Origin of the sequence: Ralstonia sp. 22111, from assembly GCF_052045895.1 — a bacterium.
Classification (GTDB): Bacteria; Pseudomonadota; Gammaproteobacteria; order Burkholderiales; family Burkholderiaceae; genus Ralstonia; species Ralstonia wenshanensis.
In genome coordinates this window covers 169,381-187,502 of the sequence record NZ_JBQEPR010000005.1, presented here as the reverse complement: position 1 = coordinate 187,502, position 18,122 = coordinate 169,381, and the positions used below count along the sequence as shown (strand labels likewise).

The 18,122-nt window shown below is 63.4% G+C and carries 14 protein-coding genes and 1 tRNA gene; 4 read left to right on the top strand and 11 right to left on the bottom strand.

Going from position 1 to position 18,122, the window contains the following annotated elements; all coding sequences use genetic code 11:
* Positions 1–6: 6 nt before the first annotated feature.
* On the bottom strand, positions 7–1,002 hold the full coding sequence (locus tag ACTJK4_RS14930; RefSeq protein WP_440818271.1) for a YVTN family beta-propeller repeat protein: 996 nt from the start codon (positions 1,000–1,002) through the stop codon (positions 7–9).
* 115 nt (positions 1,003–1,117) lie between these two features.
* Positions 1,118–5,110 carry an ATP-dependent RNA helicase HrpA gene (gene hrpA, locus ACTJK4_RS14925; RefSeq protein ID WP_440818270.1) on the bottom strand — a complete coding sequence of 1,331 codons (3,993 nt, stop codon included), beginning with the start codon at positions 5,108–5,110 and terminating at the stop codon, positions 1,118–1,120.
* A gap of 71 nt (positions 5,111–5,181) precedes the next feature.
* Here hrpA and argA point away from each other — a divergent pair, with 71 nt between their 5' ends.
* Both argA and ACTJK4_RS14915 read left to right on the top strand, forming a co-directional pair.
* Positions 5,182–6,579 (top strand): amino-acid N-acetyltransferase, encoded by a 1,398-nt coding sequence (gene argA, locus ACTJK4_RS14920; RefSeq protein ID WP_260802636.1) that lies wholly within the window; start codon positions 5,182–5,184, stop codon positions 6,577–6,579.
* A gap of 107 nt (positions 6,580–6,686) precedes the next feature.
* Positions 6,687–6,962: an oxidative damage protection protein gene (locus ACTJK4_RS14915; protein ID WP_004626344.1), complete on the top strand. Its 276-nt coding sequence runs from the start codon at positions 6,687–6,689 to the stop codon at positions 6,960–6,962.
* A 141-nt stretch (positions 6,963–7,103) separates the two neighbouring features.
* On the opposite strand, the gene rpiA is transcribed toward ACTJK4_RS14915, so the two are convergent.
* The gene (gene rpiA, locus ACTJK4_RS14910; protein WP_316868821.1) at positions 7,104–7,790 is read right to left on the bottom strand and encodes a ribose-5-phosphate isomerase RpiA; all 687 of its coding nucleotides are present in this window, start codon (positions 7,788–7,790) and stop codon (positions 7,104–7,106) included.
* Positions 7,791–7,940: 150 nt separating this feature from the next.
* Here rpiA and tal point away from each other — a divergent pair, with 150 nt between their 5' ends.
* Complete coding sequence (tal, locus tag ACTJK4_RS14905) at positions 7,941–8,900, top strand: transaldolase (protein WP_232042522.1); 960 nt, start codon at positions 7,941–7,943, stop codon at positions 8,898–8,900.
* Between the two features lie 15 nt (positions 8,901–8,915).
* On the opposite strand, the gene ACTJK4_RS14900 is transcribed toward tal, so the two are convergent.
* Genes ACTJK4_RS14900 through rnr form a run of 3 tightly spaced genes read right to left on the bottom strand, consistent with a single transcriptional unit; the run spans position 8,916 to position 13,045 of the window.
* The gene (locus ACTJK4_RS14900) at positions 8,916–9,650 is read right to left on the bottom strand and encodes an SIR2 family NAD-dependent protein deacylase (protein WP_440076982.1); all 735 of its coding nucleotides are present in this window, start codon (positions 9,648–9,650) and stop codon (positions 8,916–8,918) included.
* Positions 9,650–10,402, bottom strand: coding sequence for a 23S rRNA (guanosine(2251)-2'-O)-methyltransferase RlmB (gene rlmB, locus ACTJK4_RS14895; RefSeq protein ID WP_440818269.1), 753 nt, complete (start codon positions 10,400–10,402; stop codon positions 9,650–9,652). The genes ACTJK4_RS14900 and rlmB overlap by 1 nt, the downstream gene beginning before the upstream one ends.
* A 48-nt stretch (positions 10,403–10,450) precedes the next feature.
* Positions 10,451–13,045, bottom strand: a complete 2,595-nt coding sequence (gene rnr, locus ACTJK4_RS14890) for a ribonuclease R (RefSeq protein WP_232042520.1) — start codon at positions 13,043–13,045, stop codon at positions 10,451–10,453.
* A 70-nt stretch (positions 13,046–13,115) separates the two neighbouring features.
* On the opposite strand from rnr, the gene ACTJK4_RS14885 reads away from it, so the two are divergent.
* Positions 13,116–13,200: transfer RNA gene (locus ACTJK4_RS14885), tRNA-Leu, on the top strand.
* Positions 13,201–13,573: 373 nt separating this feature from the next.
* Here ACTJK4_RS14885 and ACTJK4_RS14880 read toward each other — a convergent pair.
* The 5 genes from ACTJK4_RS14880 to hflC form a co-directional block, all read right to left on the bottom strand.
* Positions 13,574–14,146 carry a phosphoribosyltransferase gene (locus tag ACTJK4_RS14880; RefSeq protein WP_045204246.1) on the bottom strand — a complete coding sequence of 191 codons (573 nt, stop codon included), beginning with the start codon at positions 14,144–14,146 and terminating at the stop codon, positions 13,574–13,576.
* A 116-nt stretch (positions 14,147–14,262) separates the two neighbouring features.
* On the bottom strand, positions 14,263–15,603 hold the full coding sequence (locus ACTJK4_RS14875; RefSeq protein WP_232042519.1) for an adenylosuccinate synthase: 1,341 nt from the start codon (positions 15,601–15,603) through the stop codon (positions 14,263–14,265).
* A 95-nt stretch (positions 15,604–15,698) separates the two neighbouring features.
* The gene (locus ACTJK4_RS14870) at positions 15,699–16,862 is read right to left on the bottom strand and encodes an ATP phosphoribosyltransferase regulatory subunit (protein WP_440818268.1); all 1,164 of its coding nucleotides are present in this window, start codon (positions 16,860–16,862) and stop codon (positions 15,699–15,701) included.
* A 58-nt stretch (positions 16,863–16,920) separates the two neighbouring features.
* Positions 16,921–17,121 carry a DUF2065 domain-containing protein gene (locus ACTJK4_RS14865; RefSeq protein ID WP_232042517.1) on the bottom strand — a complete coding sequence of 67 codons (201 nt, stop codon included), beginning with the start codon at positions 17,119–17,121 and terminating at the stop codon, positions 16,921–16,923.
* Positions 17,122–17,197: 76 nt separating this feature from the next.
* Positions 17,198–18,112, bottom strand: a complete 915-nt coding sequence (hflC, locus tag ACTJK4_RS14860) for a protease modulator HflC (protein WP_260802643.1) — start codon at positions 18,110–18,112, stop codon at positions 17,198–17,200.
* Between the last annotated feature and the right edge of the window lie 10 nt (positions 18,113–18,122).

The window sequence follows — 18,122 nt, the reverse complement described above, 5'->3', positions numbered from 1 at the left end:
CAATACTCAAATCAGGGGAGCGCGTGTGCGGAAGTAAATGCCATGGGGCGAGCGCCCCACCTTGATCTCTTCCACCACCTTGCGGCTTGCCACGTCGACGATCGCCACGCGCTTGGCCCAGCGGCAGGTCACCCACAGCTGTTTGCCGTCGGCGGTCAATTCCATGTCATCGGGGCCAGGCGGCAGGCCGGTAATGTCGCCCACCTTCGTCAGCGTTTGCTGATCAATGATGCTGATCGTGCCCGACACGCGGTTCGACAGGAACAGGTGACGCTTGTCACCCAGCGCGCGGAAGTTGTGCGCGCCCTTGCCGGTCGGGATGCGCTTGACGCTGGTGCGGTTGTGCCAGTCGATCACCTCGACGTAATCCGCGCCGGTCATGCCCACCAGCAGGTATTTCTGATCGGTCGTGACCCACACGCCGGCCGGTGCAGAGCCAATGGTCATGCGCCACATCACGTTCTGCGTAGGCAAATCGATGGCCATTACCTCGTTGGAATCCTGCAGGGTGATGAACGCGATCTTGCTGTCGGCGGTGAAGGCAATGTGGCTGGGCGTCTTGGCTGCCGGAATTTGCTTGGCGATGGTCAGCGCGTGGCCGTCCCAACGGTAAATGTCAACGCGATCCAGACGGTTGCCGGTCGTCAGAAACCACTTCTGGTCCGGCGAGAAGCCGATTTGGTATGGATCGTCGATGTGCGGAACACGCTGCTGAATCTTGCCGGTCACGGGATCGAGGAATACCAGCTCGTTGCCGACGGCGTTGGCGACGATCAACGATTTTTCGTCTGGCGTCGCGATCAGGTGGTGCGGCTCCTTGCCGATCGGAAACGTCTCCAGCACCTTGCGGGTGTCTTTATCGATCAAAGAGACGCTTGCGTCGCCCGAATTGAGCACGGTGACGACTTCAGCACGCGCCGCATGCGCTGCCATCAAAGCAGCGGCCGAAAGGACAAGCGTGGAAAACCAACGGGAGGCAAACGAGGCGCGCAAGGCAGACATATCGAGAAGATTCAGCAACTTAGCCAGCCATTTTAACGCTCGCATTTACGCCATCGCTGACACAAATCAAAAAAAGAAAGCGGGAACTTTCCCCGCTCCCGACAACGCATTCCAGCTATCGCTGCATTGATTCCCACACCTTCTGCAGCCGCTTGACCGACATCGGCACCGGCGTGCGCAGCTCCTGTGCAAACAGGGCGATGCGCAACTCCTCCAGCATCCAGCGGAATTCCTCCATGCGTGGGTCGTTACCGCCCTGCCCTTGCACGCGCAAGGCCTTTTCGGCGCGTTGGTATTGCTGGATGAGCGGCGCCATCTCCTGCATGCGCTGCGTGTCGCGGGCGGGGTCAGCCTTGAGCTTGTCGATGCGCAGGGCGATGCCCTTCAGGTAACGCGGGAAATGCGTTAATTGCGCGTACGGCGTCGCCTCGATAAAGCGCTTGTGCATCAGCGTCTTGAGCTGCGCGTCGATATCGGCGGTGGCGGCGGCAAACGGCTTGGCGATCTGCAGCTTGCGCGGCAGTTGCGCATATTCGGCAAGGATGGTGCCGACCAGCCGCGAAATCTCCTGTGCCAGCAACGTCAGGCGCGCGCGGCTTTCGTCCTTGCGGGCACCGAAGCTGGCGTCATCGGTGGGCAGCGGGTCTTGCAGGCAGGCACGCTCCAGCGTGGCATCCAGGATCTGGTCGCGCAAATCGTCCTGCGTGCCGAGGTTCATGAACTGGATCGCCATCTGCGACAGGCCCGGGATGTTCTTTTCCAGGTACTTCAACGGCTCGCGCAGCTGAATTGCAAACAACCGCCGCAAGCCCAGGCGATGGATGCGCGTGGCTTCCGCCGGATCATCGAAGACTTCCACATCGCAGTGATCACCGGCATCAACGAGTGCCGGATACCCGAACAGCGTCTGGTTGCCTTTGCGGACCTCCAGCAGTTCCGGCAACTGGCCAAAGCTCCATGTCGTCAGGCCCGAGTAAAGCGCGGCGTTTGACGGCGCTTCCGACTTGCCCGCCTTGCCGGGCCTCGCACTGTCGCTCTGAATTCCGGCCACGGAAGCGTCCTGCGCGGCGATCGACTGGAATGTCTGCTGCGCGCGTCCGCCCAGCTCCGCGCGCAACTGGGCCAGATTGCGGCCCATGTCGAGCTGGCGGCCGTGCTCGTCGATCACCTTGAAATTCATGAAGTGATGCGCGGGCAGCGTTTCGAGCTTGAAATCGGCACGCTTGAGCGCGATGCCGGTCTGCTCGCGCACGTCGGCGATCAAGCGGTCGAGCAGGTCGCCATCGCCCAACCGCACGCGCGAGACGAACCCTGCGGCGTAGTCCGGCAGCGGCACGCAATGGCGACGCAGCTTCTGCGGCAGGCTCTTCAGGAGCAGATGCACCTTCTCCTTGAGCATGCCCGGCACCAGCCATTCGGTGCGCTGCACGGGCACCTGGTTGAGCGCATACAGCGGCACGGTGAGCGTTACGCCGTCGCGCGGACTGCCGGGCTCGAAGTGGTACGTCAGCCCCATGTCGATACCGGCAATGGGCAGCACCTTCGGGAACAGGTCAGTCGTGATGCCGGCCGCTTCGTGCCGCATCAGGTCATCGCGATTCAGGTACAGCAGCTTCTGGCCGCTTTTGCCGCCCGCGCTGGCGGCTTCGGCATACCAGCGTTCGAACGATACGGTGTTGTAGATGTCCGCCGGAATCTGGCTGTCGTAGAACGCGTAGATCAGTTCGTCGTCCACCAGCACGTCTTGTCGGCGTGACTTGTGTTCGAGGTTTTCGATCTCCCGCACCAGGCGCTGGTTGTGCGTGAAGAACGGCAGACGCGTTTCGAACTCGCCATCGACCAGCGCGCGGCGGATGAACATCTCGCGCGCTTCCTTCGGCTGCATCGGCCCGAAATGCACACGGCGCTGCTGATAGACCGGCAGGCCGTACAACGTGCCGCGCTCAAAGGCCATCACCTGCCCGGCCTTCTTTTCCCAGTGCGGATCGCTCCACGACACCTTCAACAGGTGCGCGCCGACCTTCTCCACCCATTCCGGTTCGATGCGTGCCAGCGTGCGGCCGAACAGGCGGCTGGTCTCGATCAGTTCGCCACCCACGACCCACTTGCCCGCCTTGCGCGCAATGACCGACCCCGGCCAGAGGAAGAACTTGATACCGCGCGCGCCGAGGTATTCGCGGCCTTTCCCATCCGCCTCTTCAATACGCACACCGATATTGCCGAGCAGCCCCGTCAGCAGCGCCAGGTGCAACTGCTCATACGTCGGATCGGATTCGTTGAGTTTCCAGCCCTGCTCCGCCACCGTGGTGTGCAACTGCGAATGCACGTCGCGCCACTCCCGCAACCGCACGTGCGACAGGAAGTGCGAGCGGCACTGATCCTGCAGCTGCTTGTTCGACTTCTTGTGTGCGACAGCCTCTTCAAACCACTTCCACAGCTTCACCCAGCCGAGGAACTCCGATTTCTCATCGGCAAACTGGCGATGCGCCTGATCAGCCTGCTGTTGCAGTTCTTGCGGACGCTCGCGCGGGTCTTGCACGGACAAGGCGCTCGCGATGATCAACATCTCGCGCAGGCACTGGTGGTCGCGGCCAGCCAGGATCATCCGAGCCACGCGCGGGTCCAGCGGCAGACGGGCGACCTGCTTGCCCAGCGGCGTCAGCGCGTTTTCATCGTCGACAGCACCGAGTTCCTGCAAGAGCTGATAGCCGTCTGCAATCGCGCGGCCCAGCGGCGGCTCGATGAAGGGAAATTGCTCGACGTCCGTCAGCCGCAACGCCTTCATGCGCAGGATGACCGCCGCCAGCGACGAACGCAGGATTTCCGGATCGGTAAAACGCGGCCGCGCGACGAAATCCGCCTCGTCATACAGGCGGATGCACACGCCATCGGCCACCCGGCCGCAACGACCGGCGCGCTGGTTGGCCGCGGCCTGCGACACCGGCTCGATCTGCAGTTGCTCGACCTTGTTGCGATACGAATAGCGCTTCACGCGCGCCAGCCCCGTATCGACCACGTAGCGGATACCGGGCACCGTGAGCGAGGTCTCGGCCACGTTGGTTGCCAGCACGATGCGCCGCGCATTGGACGGCTTGAAAACACGCTCCTGCTCCTGCACGGACAAGCGCGCAAACAGCGGCAGGATCTCGGTATGCGCCGGATGGTGCTTGCGCAGCGCCTCGGCCGCCTCGCGAATCTCGCGCTCGCCCGGCAGGAAGATCAGCGCATCGCCCGACCCTTCGCGGGCCAGTTCGTCCACCGCATCGACGAGGGCTTCGTAAAGATCGCGCTCCTTGTCTTTCTCGTCGCGCTGGATCGGGCGGTAGCGCACTTCGACCGGATACAACCGGCCGCTGACTTCAATGACGGGCGCCGGCCCCTTGGGGCCCGCAAAGTGCTCGGCAAACCGCTGCGCGTCGATGGTCGCCGAGGTGATGATCACCTTCAGGTCAGGCCGGCGCGGCAGAAGCTGCTTCAGGTAACCGATCAGGAAATCGATGTTGAGGCTGCGTTCATGCGCCTCGTCAATGATGATCGTGTCGTAGGCGCGCAGCAGCGGATCGTTCTGCGTCTCGGCCAGCAAGATGCCGTCGGTCATCAGCTTGACCGATGCACCCGCCGACAGCGTGTCGTTGAAGCGCACCTGGAAGCCCACGTGCTCGCCCACCGGCGTGCCGATTTCCTGCGCGATGCGCTTGGCGGTAGACGTTGCGGCAATCCGGCGCGGCTGCGTATGGCCGATCAGCCCGGTACCGCCCGCGCCAATGCCTCGCCCGATCGACAGGCAGATCTTCGGCAACTGCGTGGTCTTGCCTGAGCCGGTCTCGCCCGAGACGATCACCACCTGGTTGGCGGCGATGGCCTGGGCGATCTCGTCGCGCCGGGCCGACACGGGCAGCGCTTCAGGAAATGTAATCGGGGGGACGCGGTTCGCACGTGCGCGGCGAGCCTCCAGCGCCGCGGCCAGTTCTTCCGGCGTGGGCTTTTGGCGGCGCTGCGGACGACCATTGCCGCCCGGCTTGCGCTCGGGCGGCGGCGTGTCTTTCGGCGATTTCGGGGAAGGCGCCGCCGGGCGTGGCCGGGGCGGCTGGGCGTGGGAATCTGACATCGGGCGGGATTATAATCCGCGCATCTTTCCTACGCCGGCCCGCGCCCCGTGCCGCTTTTCCTCCTCCGTCCGTGACCGCTCGCTCCTCCGCCCCCGCCTCCGGCGTTTCGCTGGCGGCGCACACGCCCGCCCCAGTCGACGTCGCGCCAATTCCGCCCACGCCCGAACAGCAGCAGTTTGTGGACTGGCTGCGCGAGGTGGCGCCTTACATTCATTCCTTCCGCGACAAGACGTTCGTGATCGGCTTTGGCGGCGAGCTGGTCCAGGCCGGCATGCTGGGCGCACTCGTCAACGACGTCGCGCTGTTGCATGCGATGGGCATGCGCATCGTGCTCGTGCACGGCTCGCGCCCGCAGGTGGAAGAACAGCTTGCCCTGCGCAACGTGAAAACCCAGTTCGTGGATGGCGTACGCGTAACGGACGCAGCCGCGCTGGAATCCGCCAAAGAGGCTTCCGGCGAACTGCGCCTGGATATCGAAGCCGCCTTCAGCCAAGGCCTGCCCAACACCCCAATGGCCGGCGCGCGCATGTCGGTAGTGTCCGGCAACTTCGTGACGGCGCGGCCGGTGGGCATTGTCAACGGCGTGGACTTCCAGCACACGGGGCTGGTGCGCAAGATCGATGCGGAGTCGATCCAGCACTCGCTGTCCAACCGCAAGATCGTGCTGCTCTCGCCGCTAGGCTTTTCGCCCACGGGCCAGGCGTTCAACCTGTCGATGGAAGACGTGGCCGCCAACACCGCCACCGCGCTCAAGGCCGACAAGCTCATCTTCATCACAGAGCTGCCCGGCATCATGGACCGCGTGGGCAAGCTGCAGCAAGACCTGTCGATGGAAACCGCCATCGAACGCCTGCGCGACGGCAGCCTGTCGCACGACACGGCGTATTACCTGCAGCACATCGTCAAGGCGATGCGCGGCGGCGTGCGCCGGGCACACGTGATTCCGTTTGCGCTGGACGGCAGCATCCTGCTGGAGCTGTTCCTGCACGACGGCGTGGGCACCATGGTGTCGCACACCGATCTGGAATATCTGCGCGATGCCACACTGGACGACGTGGGCGGCATCGTCTCGCTCATCGAGCCGCTCGAGGCAGACGGCACGCTGGTGCCGCGCGAACGCCGGCTGCTGGAGCGCGACATCGCAAACTTCTCGGTCATCGAGCACGACGGCATCATCTTTGGTTGTGTCGCGCTGTATCCGTACCCGAAGGACGGCATGGCCGAAATGGCCTGCCTGATCGTCTCCCCAGACAGCCAAGGCACCGGCGACGGCGAACGCCTGCTCAAGCACACCGAAGTGCGCGCCCGTGCGCTGGGCCTCAAGCGCCTGTTCGTGCTCACGACTCGGACGGAACACTGGTTCCTCAAGCGTGGCTTCGTACGTGCCAGCGTGGACGATCTGCCGGAAGACCGCCGCAAGCTGTACAACTGGCAGCGGCGCTCGATGGTGCTGATGAAGAAGCTCTAAACCCTTGGCGCGCGTCGTGGAATCCTAGCCCGGCGGCGCGCGGCCTTTACAATAGCGGCACCTGCGTCGCGCTCGAGCGGCGCTCCCGCCACACAAGAGGAATCCCCATGGCCCGCATGGTCCACTGCGTCAAGCTCAACAAGGAAGCCGAAGGTCTCGACTTCCCGCCCCTGCCCGGCGAACTGGGCAAGAAACTCTGGCAAAGCGTCTCGAAGGAAGCCTGGGCCGGCTGGCTCAAGCACCAGACCATGCTGATCAACGAAAACCGCCTGAACATGGCGGACTCGCGCGCACGCCAGTACCTGCTCAAGCAGACCGAGAAGTACTTTTTTGGCGATGGTGCAGACGAGGCCGCCGGCTACGTGCCGCCGCCCTCGGCCTAATCGGCCGTTGCCAATAAAAAGCCGTTCAGCGCAAAACTGAACGGCTTTTTGTTTGGGCAATGCCGACTCAACGCGCCGCAACGACCACAAAAAAAGCCGCCCATTTGCATGGGCAGCCTTTCGACAATGCGCGAACAGCGATCAGAAATCGCGACGCTGCACACCCGCTTCGGTCCCCAGCAGCAGCACATTGGCGCCGCGCTTGGCAAACAGGCCGACTGTCACCACGCCCGGAATATCGTTGACGATCGATTCCAGGCCCTTCGGATCGGCAATGCGCAGGCCCACCACGTCGATGATCACGTTGCCGTTATCGGTCTTGTAGATCTGGCCTTCCTTCGTCATGCGCAGACGCGGTTGACCTCCCAGCCCAGCAAGTTGGCGGGCCACGGCCGCACGTGCCATCGGCACCACTTCCACCGGCAACGGGAACGCACCCATCGTTTCAACCAGCTTGCTGCCATCGGCGATGCAGACAAACACGCTGGCGACCGAGGCGACGATCTTCTCGCGTGTGAGCGCACCGCCGCCGCCCTTGATCATGGCGCCCGAGGCGTCGATCTCGTCAGCGCCGTCCACGTACACGGGAATGGCATCGACCTCATTCAGATCGAGCACCGTGAAGCCGTGCCCCTGCAGGCGGCGCGTCGAAGCTTCGGAACTGGACACCGCGCCGGCAAAGCGCGCCTTGTGCGGCGCCATGGCGTCGATGAACAGGTTGGCGGTCGAGCCGGTGCCGACACCCAGCACGGCGCCCTCGGGTACGTTGGCCAATACGTAATCTGCTGCGGCCTGCGCCACCAGCGCCTTCAGTTCATCCTGCGTCATCGCAAAAACTCGGTCGGGATCGGAAAACCCGGTAGTGTACCGGATCAATGCGATGGCTCTCGACCGGCTGGCGGAGGCAAACCTGCGGAGTACAATCGATTCACCTTTCCACCTCCAGCGAAACGCTGGAACGCACTTCGGACTCGCTTCATGACTCAGCTCGATCAACTCAAGCAGTTCACCACCGTCGTCGCCGACACGGGCGATTTCCAGGCCATGCGCGCCTTCGCGCCGCACGATGCGACGACCAATCCGTCGCTGATTCTCAAGGCCGTGCAGAAGGCCGAGTACCGTCCGCTGCTGGAACAAGCCGTGCGTGACGCCCGCAGCGACAGCGTGGAGGACATCATCGATGCCGTGCTCGTGGCATTCGGCTGCGAAATCCTGTCGATCATCCCGGGCCGCGTGTCGACCGAAGTCGATGCGCGCCTGTCGTTCGACACCGAGGCGACGGTCGCCAAGGCCAAGCATCTGATTGCGTTGTACGAGGCGCGTGGCGTGGCGCGCGAGCGCGTGCTGATCAAGATCGCGTCGACGTGGGAAGGCATTCGCGCAGCGGATCAACTCCGCGCCGAAGGCATTCGCTGCAACATGACGCTGCTGTTCTCGCTGGCCCAGGCCGTGGCGTGCGCGGAAGCAGGTGTGCAGCTCATCTCGCCGTTCGTCGGCCGTATCTACGACTGGTACAAGAAGGACGCCGGCGCAAACTGGGACCCGATCGCACAAGGCGGCGCGAACGACCCCGGCGTGCAGTCCGTCCTGCGCATCTACAACTACTACAAGAAGTTCGACTACCCGACCGAAGTGATGGGCGCGAGCTTCCGCAACATCTCGCAGATCGTTGAACTGGCCGGCTGCGACCTCCTGACCATCAGCCCCGATTTGCTCGCCCAGCTGCAGCAGTCCGACGCGCCCGTCGAACGCAAGCTCTCTCCGGACAATGCCAACGCCGCCAACATCGTGCGGCTGCCGGCTGATGAGCAATCGTTCCGCTGGCACATGAACGCCGATGCCATGGCCACCGAAAAGTTGGCCGAAGGCATCCGCCTGTTTGCGGCGGACGCGGTCAAGTTGGAAGCGTTGATTGAGCCGCTGCGCGTGGCAGCGTAAGAAGAACGCCGCGCCTTATTCCAGCATGGCGGGCAAGCAGACGCCCGCCCGCTGGTGGATCACCAGGTCGGCCGTTGCATCCAGCGCGCTCGGCTCCGGATTCACGACGATCACCTTAGCGCCGTGGTCCTTTGCCAACCCCGGCAGCCCGGCCGCCGGATACACCATGCCGGACGTGCCAACCACCAGGCATACGTCACACGTGTTGGCTGCCTCTTCAGCGCGGTAGTTCGCCACGAGGGGCAGCTGCTCGCCAAACCACACCACGCCGGGGCGCAACATCGCGCCGCACGTCGCACAACGCGGCGGCCTGCCCTGCTCGGCGGTGGCGATATCGCATTTGCCGCAGCCACCCAACCACTTGTTGGCAAACAGGTTGCCGTGCAGTTCGATCACCCCTTCGCTGCCGGCGCGCTGGTGCAAACCATCGACGTTCTGCGTGACGAGCGTCACCCTCTTGCGCTTGGCCAGTGCGGCAATCGCCAGATGGGCGGGATTCGGCTGCGCCTGCAGCACGCGCTCGCGGCGCTCCTGATACCAGTCCCACACGGTGCGCGGGTGCTTGCGGTACGCGGCCTCGGTGGCCATGTCTTCGGGGTTGAACCGCGACCACAGGCCAGTCAGCGCATCACGGAAGGTAGGCACGCCGGATTCTGCTGAGACGCCAGCGCCCGTCAGCACCATAACGCGCTGGGCGGCCTCGACCCAGGCACGGGCCTGGGCCAATGCGGCCGAGGGTTCGATACTCATTACTTCTTGGCAGGTGCCGCTGCACGCTGGCGCACAGCTTCAAACAGGCACACGCCGCTGGCCACCGATACGTTCAGGCTCTCCACGCTGCCCGCCATCGGAATGCTGACCAGCGCGTCGCACGTCTCGCGCGTGAGGCGACGCATGCCCTCACCTTCGGCGCCCATCACGATGGCGATGGGGCCCTTGAAGTCCGCCTGGTAGAGATCCTTTTCGGCCTCGTCAGCCGTGCCAATCACCCATACGCCGCGCTCCTGCAACTCGCGCAGCGTGCGCGCCAGGTTGGTCACGGTGATGTACGGAACGGTTTCGGCCGCGCCGCTGGCCACCTTGGCGACCGTCGTGTTGATCCCAACGCTGCGGTCCTTCGGTGCAATCACGGCATGCGCGCCGGCAGCATCCGCCACGCGCAGGCACGCACCGAGGTTATGCGGATCCGTCACACCGTCGAGCACCAGCAGCAGCGGCGTGCCTTCGATGCCGTCGAGCAGTTCATCGAGATTGAGCGCCAGCGACAGCGACTCTGCCTTGGCAACCACGCCCTGGTGGCGGTCGGTCCCGGCAATGCCGCGCAGACGGTCGGCATCAGCGGGGATGAGACGCACGCCCGCTGCTTCCGCCGCTTTCAGGAAATCCTGCATGCGGCGGTCGCGGCGGTTGGCCTCGAAGTAGATTTCGTCGATCGACTTGGCGCCGTGGCGCAGTCGGGCGGTAACGGCATGAAAGCCGATGAGGAGCTTGGACTTAGACATGGCGCGATTGTACCCGTCTGCCCTCGCTCCCCGGCCGCTTTAACCGGTTTAACGTCCCTTGGTCTTGCGCGGAGCCTTGCCTGCTGTCTTGCGCGGCGCAGCAGTCTTGGCGCTGCCCTTGGGCTTCGGGCCTCGCGCCGGCTGCTTCTTACGCGCTGGCTTGGCGTGGGCATGGCCCGGGGGCACGGCACGGCCTCCCGGCTCAAACACCGGCTGCTCTTCGATGACGCGATCAAGCGTCTCGTCAAAAGACTCCTCCGGTTTGGCCGTACCGCCCAGCAATGCGGCCAACTGGCGCGGCTTCTTGCGGCCAACCGGCGGCGCCGGCGTTGCCCCTGCAGGCTGACGCGCGGTCGCGGCTTCTGGGGCGCCGGTCACCTTGGCCGGGCGCAGCGCCTTGGTTGAAGGCTCCTGGATCAGGCGGAAATCCATCTTCCGGGCATCCAGATCCACGCGCAGCAACTGCACGCGCACGCGGTCGGTCAGGCGATAACGGATGCCCGTGCGTTCGCCGCGCAGTTCGTTGCGGGCTTCGTCGTATTGGAAGTAATCGCTGCCCAGCTCGGTCACGTGTACCAAGCCTTCCACGTACAGCTCATCCAGCTGCACAAAGATGCCGAACGATGTGACCGCGCTGACGGTGCCCGAGAACTCGTTGCCGAGCTTGTCGCGCATGAAGTAGCACTTGAGCCAGGCTTCAACATCGCGCGAGGCTTCGTCGGCGCGACGCTCGTTGGCCGAACAGTGCACGCCCAGTTCATTCCAGATCGCTTCTGTCTTGGCCTTGTTGACGACCGCTGCCGGCACGCCTTTCTCGGCTTCGGCTTGCAAACGGCGCGCCTTGGGCGACAGCGCGCTATTCAATTGCACGCCCGGTGCCAGCGCCGGTACATAGCGCGTGCGATGCAGGATCGACTTGATGGAACGATGCACCAGCAAGTCCGGGTAGCGGCGAATCGGGCTGGTGAAGTGCGCATATGCCTGATACGCCAGGCCAAAGTGGCCGATGTTGTCCGGGCTGTAAACCGCTTGCTGCATCGAGCGCAGCAGCATGGTCTGCAGCATCGGTGCGTCAGGACGCGCAGCCACTTTTTCCATCAGTTCGGCGTAATCGGCCGCCTGCGGCTTGTCGCCGCCGCCCAGGGTCAAGCCGCTCGTTTTCAGGAAGGCCCGCAGCGCCTGCAGCTTTTCTTCCGTCGGGCCAGCGTGGACGCGGTACAGCGCCGGATGTTTGTACTTCTCCAGCATCTCGGCCGCGCAGACGTTGGCCGTCAGCATGCACTCCTCGATCAGCCTGTGCGCGTCGTTGCGGGTGCGCGGCAGGATCTGCTCGATCTTGCCCTGCGCGTTGCAGACGATGTACGTCTCGGTGGTGTCGAAGTCGATCGCGCCACGCTCGCGGCGCGCCTTGAGCAGCGTCTGATACAGCTCGTACAGATCCTGCAGATGCGGCACCAGCGGCGCACGCTTGGCAGCCTCCGGACCCTTCACGTTCGACAGGATCGCCCAGACCTCGTTGTAGGTCAGGCGCGCCTTCGAGTGCATCACTGCCGGGTAGAACTGATAAGCCTTGATCTCGCCCTTGGCCGTGATCACCGCATCGCAGACCATGCACAGACGGTCCACTTCCGGGTTCAATGAACACAAGCCGTTCGAGAGCTTCTCCGGCAGCATCGGGATCACGCGGCGCGGGAAATAGACCGAGGTCGCGCGATCAATGGCGTCTGCATCCAGCGGATGTCCGGGCCGCACGTAATGCGACACGTCGGCAATCGCCACGATCAGACGCCAGCCCTTGGTGCGGCCGATCTTGACCTGCTCTGCGTAGACCGCGTCATCGAAATCGCGTGCGTCTTCACCATCGATGGTGACCAACGGCACATCGCGCAAGTCGATGCGGCCAGCCAGGTCGGCGTCGCGGACCACGTCTGGCAGCGCTTCCGCCTCGCGTTGCGTCGGCTCGGAAAACTCGTGCGGCACGCCGTACTTGCGCACCGCGATTTCGATCTCCATGCCCGGGTCGTCAATCTCACCCAGCACTTCGACCACGCGGCCGATCGGTTGTACGTAGCGATCCGGATATTCCAGGATCTCGACGCTCACCACTTGGCCGACCTTGGCCTTGCCCTGTCCCTTCGGCGCGATCAGGATGTCGCGGCCCAGGCGCTTGTCTTCGGGCGCCACGACCAGCGTGCCGCTCTCCGACAGCAACCGTCCGATGACGCGCTTGTTGGCCCGCTGCAGGATCTCGACGATCTGCCCTTCCGAACGCCCGCGGCGGTCGTAGCCGACGGCACGCACCAGGGCGCGGTCGCCGTGCATGGCCTTCTGCATCTCGCGCTCGGGCAGGAAGATATCGGGCTCGCCATCATCGCGCACGAAGAAGCCGAAGCCGTCGCGATGGCCGATCACGCGGCCCTCGATGAAATTGGGCTGGTGCGCCAGTTCGTAGCGCCCCTTGCGGTTGAGTTCGATCTGACCATCCCGCTCCATGGCGGTCAGACGCTTGATAAAACCGTCATGCTCCTTGCGCGTGACAGACAACGTCTTGGCAATGTCGGTGGCAGACAGCGGAGACCCCGACGTGCGTAGCACACCGAGGATTTCCTCGCGGCTCGGGATCGGATAAGTCGGTTGATTCAATTTTTTCTTCTAGAGTGTTGACAGGATCGCTGGATCCCGTAATAATTACAGCTTAGGTACACGCACACCTGCCCAGGTGGCGGAATTGGTAGACGCACTAGTTTCAGGTACTAGCGGGTAACTCCGTGGAGGTTCGAGTCCTCTCCTGGGCACCAGAGTTTAGGAACGGCGCAACGCAAGTTGCGCCGTTTTTCTTTTCTGCGGCTGGATTGCCGTTGTTCAGTTGCTGATGCGACATTCCGCGAAGTGCGACGTGCATTGTGTCTTGGCTATCGCGCCAGGGCCGAGCCAGGATCACCGGCCTCACCTGCCCCAAACGCTGGGTGGGCTCGAAGCCCAGTGCATCCACAAAGACACACCTCGCCTCGATCAACCGCGCACCTCCGATTGACCAACTCCTGCAAAGCCAATCCGTACGCGGGTTTCGGGCCAATATTGCAGCCCGTGACAGCAGGTTACCGAAGTGGCACGCACGACGCAAGCCGCACACGCCACTCCATTCGCTCCTCGACGCTATCGACCAACGCCTCAAACTGCCGGCGCCTCGCCGTTGCCGGCTGAACGTGACTTGCCGCGCTTGATCCACGCCGCCAAGTTATGCGGGCGCAGCGTGTCGTATTCCTCGAACGGCTGATGGATCCACGGATTGGTCGCAAGAAACTGCACGGCATAATCAGGCTTGATCTTCGAACACGCCTTGTGCCACAACACAGCAGTACGCACGTCGGTCACGGCCGGGTAGCGCTCCTTGAGGTGACGCCCAACGCGCTCCAGCGTGATGCCCGAGTCCACCAGATCATCCACCAACAGCACGCGGCCCGACAGCTCGCCACGCGTCATCGTGATGTATTGCGCGATGTCGAGATCGCCCTGCTGCGTGCCAGCGGCTTCGCGATAGCTGCTCGTCGCCAGGATGGCCAACGGCAGGTCGTAAATGCGCGAAAGCTGATCGCCAACACGCAAGCCGCCGCGCGCCAGGCACAGAATCTTGTCGAACTTCCAGCCCGACTCGTGCACGACGAGCGCCAGGCGCTCGATCAGGCCGTGGTAGTCATCCCAAGACACCCACAGGTGCGAGTCGTCGTTGATCGGCTGGTTCATGGTGTACCTCTTCGTATCGTGAATGCGGCGTGAGTTGCCGCTATCGTGTTCTATGAAAAACGGCGCTCCATGCAAATTCGCCCGGCGAATCACCGGGCGAATCTGAGAGCAGCGCATCAGTCCTTGTAGGGATGACGCAGCAGGATGGTCTCGTCGCGGTCAGGGCCGGTGGAGATCATGGCGATCGGAATGCCAGCCACTTCTTCGACGCGCTTCAGGTAAGCCTGAGCAGTCTCGGGCAGCGCATCCCACTCCTTCAGGCCGAAGGTCGAGGTGTTCCAGCCCGGGAATTCTTCGTAGATCGGCTGGCAACGCGCCACAGCATCGGAGCCACGCGGCAGGATGTCGATTTCCTTGCCATCGAGCATGTAGCCGACGCACAGCTTGAGCGTTTCCAGGCCATCCAGCACATCGAGCTTGGTCATGCAGAGACCCGACACGCCGTTGATCTGGATCGCCCGACGCAGGGCGGCGGCATCCAGCCAGCCCGTGCGGCGCGGCCGGCCAGTGACCGAGCCGAATTCCTTGCCGACATTGGCCAGACGCACGCCGATCGGATCCTGGCGCGCCGGGTTGTCCGCGTCATACAGCTCGCTCGGGAACGGGCCGGAACCCACGCGCGTGCAATACGCCTTGGTAATGCCAAGGATGTAATGCAGCTGGCCCGGACCAACGCCTGCACCCGCCGCGGCATTGCCTGCCACGCAGTTGCTCGACGTAACGAACGGATACGTACCGTGGTCGATATCGAGCAGCGTGCCTTGCGCGCCTTCGAACATCAGATTCTTGCCGGCCGCGTTGGCGGCAAACAGTTCGGCCGACACATCCGTCACCATCGGGGCGAGGCGGCCTGCGTACGACAGCATCTCGTCCAGGGTCTGCTGGAAATCCAGCGCCGGGTGATTCAGGTACTGCGTCAGAACAAAGTTGTGGAAGTCCAAGTTCTCACGCAGACGCTCGGCAAAGTAAGCCGGATCGAACAGGTCCTGCACACGCAGCGCGCGGCGGGCCACCTTGTCTTCGTATGCCGGGCCGATGCCGCGGCCGGTGGTACCGATCTTGGCGGCGCCACGCTTGGCTTCGCGCGCCTTGTCGATGGCCACGTGGTACGGCAGGATCAGGTTGGTTGCTTCCGAAATGCGCAGGCGGTTCTGCACCTGCACGCCGGCCGATTCAAGCTCGTCGATTTCTTTGAACAGCGCTTCAGGCGAGAGCACAACACCGTTGCCGATGTAGCACGCGACACCATCGCGCATGATGCCCGACGGAATCAGACGCAGAATCGTCTTTTTGCCGCCGATGATGAGGGTATGGCCTGCGTTATGTCCGCCCTGGAAACGAACCACGCCTTGCGCATGATCGGTCAGCCAATCGACGATTTTCCCTTTACCTTCGTCACCCCATTGGGTGCCGATGACGACGACATTGCGTCCTTGGCTCACTGCTGGTGCGGACATGTTGAATTTGCAGATGGGTTAAAAACGTATTCTACCCTTGTTGCCAGGGCCTTCCCTGGAATTACCGGGTATTTACACAACGTTATGCAACAACTTCAGACCGAAGCGTTGCGGGGCTTGACGATCCAGCGACCGCCCTCTTCGACGAGTTGCCGATCGTAAGCGAACTCCTCCAGATCTTCCGGGTGGCCCGGCAGCGACTGGATGACAATCTCGCCCGCCGCGCGCAGCGCAGCGATGGCCTCACGAAGCTTGGCATCGCCCGACCAGGGCGCGTGGATGGCAGCGGCGCGCGCCTCCACCGGCGAAATGCCTGCGACCTCACGCAAGTCCAGCGAAAAGCCGGTCGCCGGGCGAGCACGGCCGAAAGCCTCTCCAACCTTGTCGTACCGACCGCCACGCGCCACGGCATTCGGCACACCGGCCACGTAGGCAGTGAACATCACACCGCTGTGGTAGTGGTAGCCGCGCAGATCGGCCAAGTCGATGTTGACGGTTGCCCCGCCTGCGCGCTCGGCCAGTGTAGCCAAGTCGTCCAGCGCACGGCCGATGGCGGGCAGCGCGGGCCACTGCTTACGCGCACGGTCCAGCACATCGACACCGCCGTACAGTGCTGGCAACAGGTTGATGGCGTCGCGCTGTGTCGGCGGCAAGTCGGCCGTGATAGCACGCAAAGCGGGGACGTCCTTGGCGGCGAGCGCCGTGAAGAGGTCGTCCTGAATACGAGCGGCAACCGGCGACTGGTCTAGCAATGCCGCCACCACCCCAACGTGACAGAGGTCCAAGCGTACATCCGCCAGACCGGCGGCCGACAGCGCGGCAAGCATCAGCTCTTGAATTTCGAGGTCAGCCTCCAGACCGGCATGACCATAGATTTCGGCACCGATCTGCAGCGGCTCACGCGTGACGTGGAATCCACTTGGGCGCGTATGCAATACCGATCCCGCATAGCAAAGACGCGTCACGCCAGCACGGTTCAGCAAGTGTGCATCGATACGGGCGACTTGCGGCGTGATGTCGGCGCGCAGACCGATGGTGCGCCCCGAAAGTTGGTCGACCAGCTTGAACGTTTTCAGATCCAGATCGTGACCGGTGCCCGAAAGCAGCGACTCGATGTACTCCAGCATCGGGGGCATGACCAGTTCATAGCCGTAAGTACGGAACAGGTCGAGCATGCGGCGGCGCAACTCTTCAATCTTGCGCGCCTCGGAAGGCAGCACATCAGCAATGGATTCAGGCAGCAGCCAATTGGTCGGCATGGCGGTCTCGCTCGGGAGTCTTGGTACAGCAGAAATTCGTAAAAACGCAGGGAGTGGGCTAGCGATGCAGCAACCGCAGGAGGATCAGCCCGATCGCCATCGACACGAGACCGATCACGCGAAGCTTTTCGTCCGGCAGTTCGGTCAGCGTCTGGAAAGCGCGTCGCCAGGCCTGCGGCGCTACAAACGGCAGGATGCCCTCGACTACGAGCACCAGCGCGCACGCTGCCAGCAAAACGGTGGGGAGTGACTCTTCCATGGGGTGCGGTTGGCGAACGAACAAAACCCCGGCAAGCCGGGGTCTGTCCGCCTCAAATGATCAGCGACGCATTGTACTAGCGATGGCGCCCCGTCTGGGCAGCTGGCGCTGCGGCCGAGCCGCCGCCGTTCGGGCTGCGCATGTACTTGAAGAAATCGCTGTTCGGCTGCAACACCATCACGTCCTTCCGGTCACGGAATGACGCGCGATACGCCTCCATGGAGCGCCAGAATGCGGCGAACTGCGGATCGCGGCCAAACGCATCGGCGTAAATGTCGGCGGCGCGGGCATCGCCTTCACCCTTGATCTTCTGGGCATCACGGTAGGCGTCGGCCAAGACGACTTCGCGCTGACGATCGGCATCGGCGCGAATCTTTTCGCCCTCGGCAGCCCCCGTCGAACGCAGCTCATTGGCCACACGCTTACGCTCGGCTTCCATGCGGCGATAGACCGATTCGGTCACGCTGGCCAGCAGGTCCACCCGCTTCAGGCGCACGTCGATGATGTCTACGCCGACCGACTTGCCGTACTCCTGCACGCCCTTGAGGATGCTCTGCATCACCGCTTCACGATCCGTCGATACCACGTCAGACACGGTGCGGCGCGCAAACTCATCGCGAGCGATGGAGTTGATCTTCTGCGTCATGCTGTCCTGCGCAAGGCGAGTATCGCCCTTGAAGCTCACGTAGAACAGACGCGGATCAGACACGCGCCACTTCACAAACCAGTCGACCAGCAGGTTCTTCTTTTCAGCCGTAATGAAACGGTCGGCGCCGGCCACATCGATGGTCTGCAGGCGTTTGTCCATGAACACCACGTTCTGCAGCGGCGGCGGAAGCTTGAAGTGCAGGCCCGGCTCCTTGATGACCTGCTTGATCTCACCAAAGGCGAACACCACGGCGTACTGCCGCTGATCCACCACAAACACCACCGACGAGAACACCGCCAGGGCAATGACCAGCGCCACGAAGGCAGAAATCAGACGATTCATAGTGCCCTCC

Bases quoted from the DNA above. Each gene is read 5' to 3' on its own strand.
- hflC (WP_260802643.1), bottom strand. From the start codon at position 18,112: ATGAATCGTCTGATTTCTGCCTTCGTGGCGCTGGTCATTGCCCTGGCG.
- ACTJK4_RS14865 (WP_232042517.1), bottom strand. From the start codon at position 17,121: ATGGAAGAGTCACTCCCCACCGTTTTGCTGGCAGCGTGCGCGCTGGTG.
- ACTJK4_RS14870 (WP_440818268.1), bottom strand. From the start codon at position 16,862: ATGCCGACCAATTGGCTGCTGCCTGAATCCATTGCTGATGTGCTGCCT.
- ACTJK4_RS14915 (WP_004626344.1), top strand. From the start codon at position 6,687: ATGGCCCGCATGGTCCACTGCGTCAAGCTCAACAAGGAAGCCGAAGGT.
- rlmB (WP_440818269.1), bottom strand. From the start codon at position 10,402: ATGTCTAAGTCCAAGCTCCTCATCGGCTTTCATGCCGTTACCGCCCGA.
- ACTJK4_RS14880 (WP_045204246.1), bottom strand. From the start codon at position 14,146: ATGAACCAGCCGATCAACGACGACTCGCACCTGTGGGTGTCTTGGGAT.
- ACTJK4_RS14930 (WP_440818271.1), bottom strand. From the start codon at position 1,002: ATGTCTGCCTTGCGCGCCTCGTTTGCCTCCCGTTGGTTTTCCACGCTT.
- hrpA (WP_440818270.1), bottom strand. From the start codon at position 5,110: ATGTCAGATTCCCACGCCCAGCCGCCCCGGCCACGCCCGGCGGCGCCT.
- ACTJK4_RS14875 (WP_232042519.1), bottom strand. From the start codon at position 15,603: ATGTCCGCACCAGCAGTGAGCCAAGGACGCAATGTCGTCGTCATCGGC.
- tal (WP_232042522.1), top strand. From the start codon at position 7,941: ATGACTCAGCTCGATCAACTCAAGCAGTTCACCACCGTCGTCGCCGAC.
- ACTJK4_RS14900 (WP_440076982.1), bottom strand. From the start codon at position 9,650: ATGAGTATCGAACCCTCGGCCGCATTGGCCCAGGCCCGTGCCTGGGTC.
- rpiA (WP_316868821.1), bottom strand. From the start codon at position 7,790: ATGACGCAGGATGAACTGAAGGCGCTGGTGGCGCAGGCCGCAGCAGAT.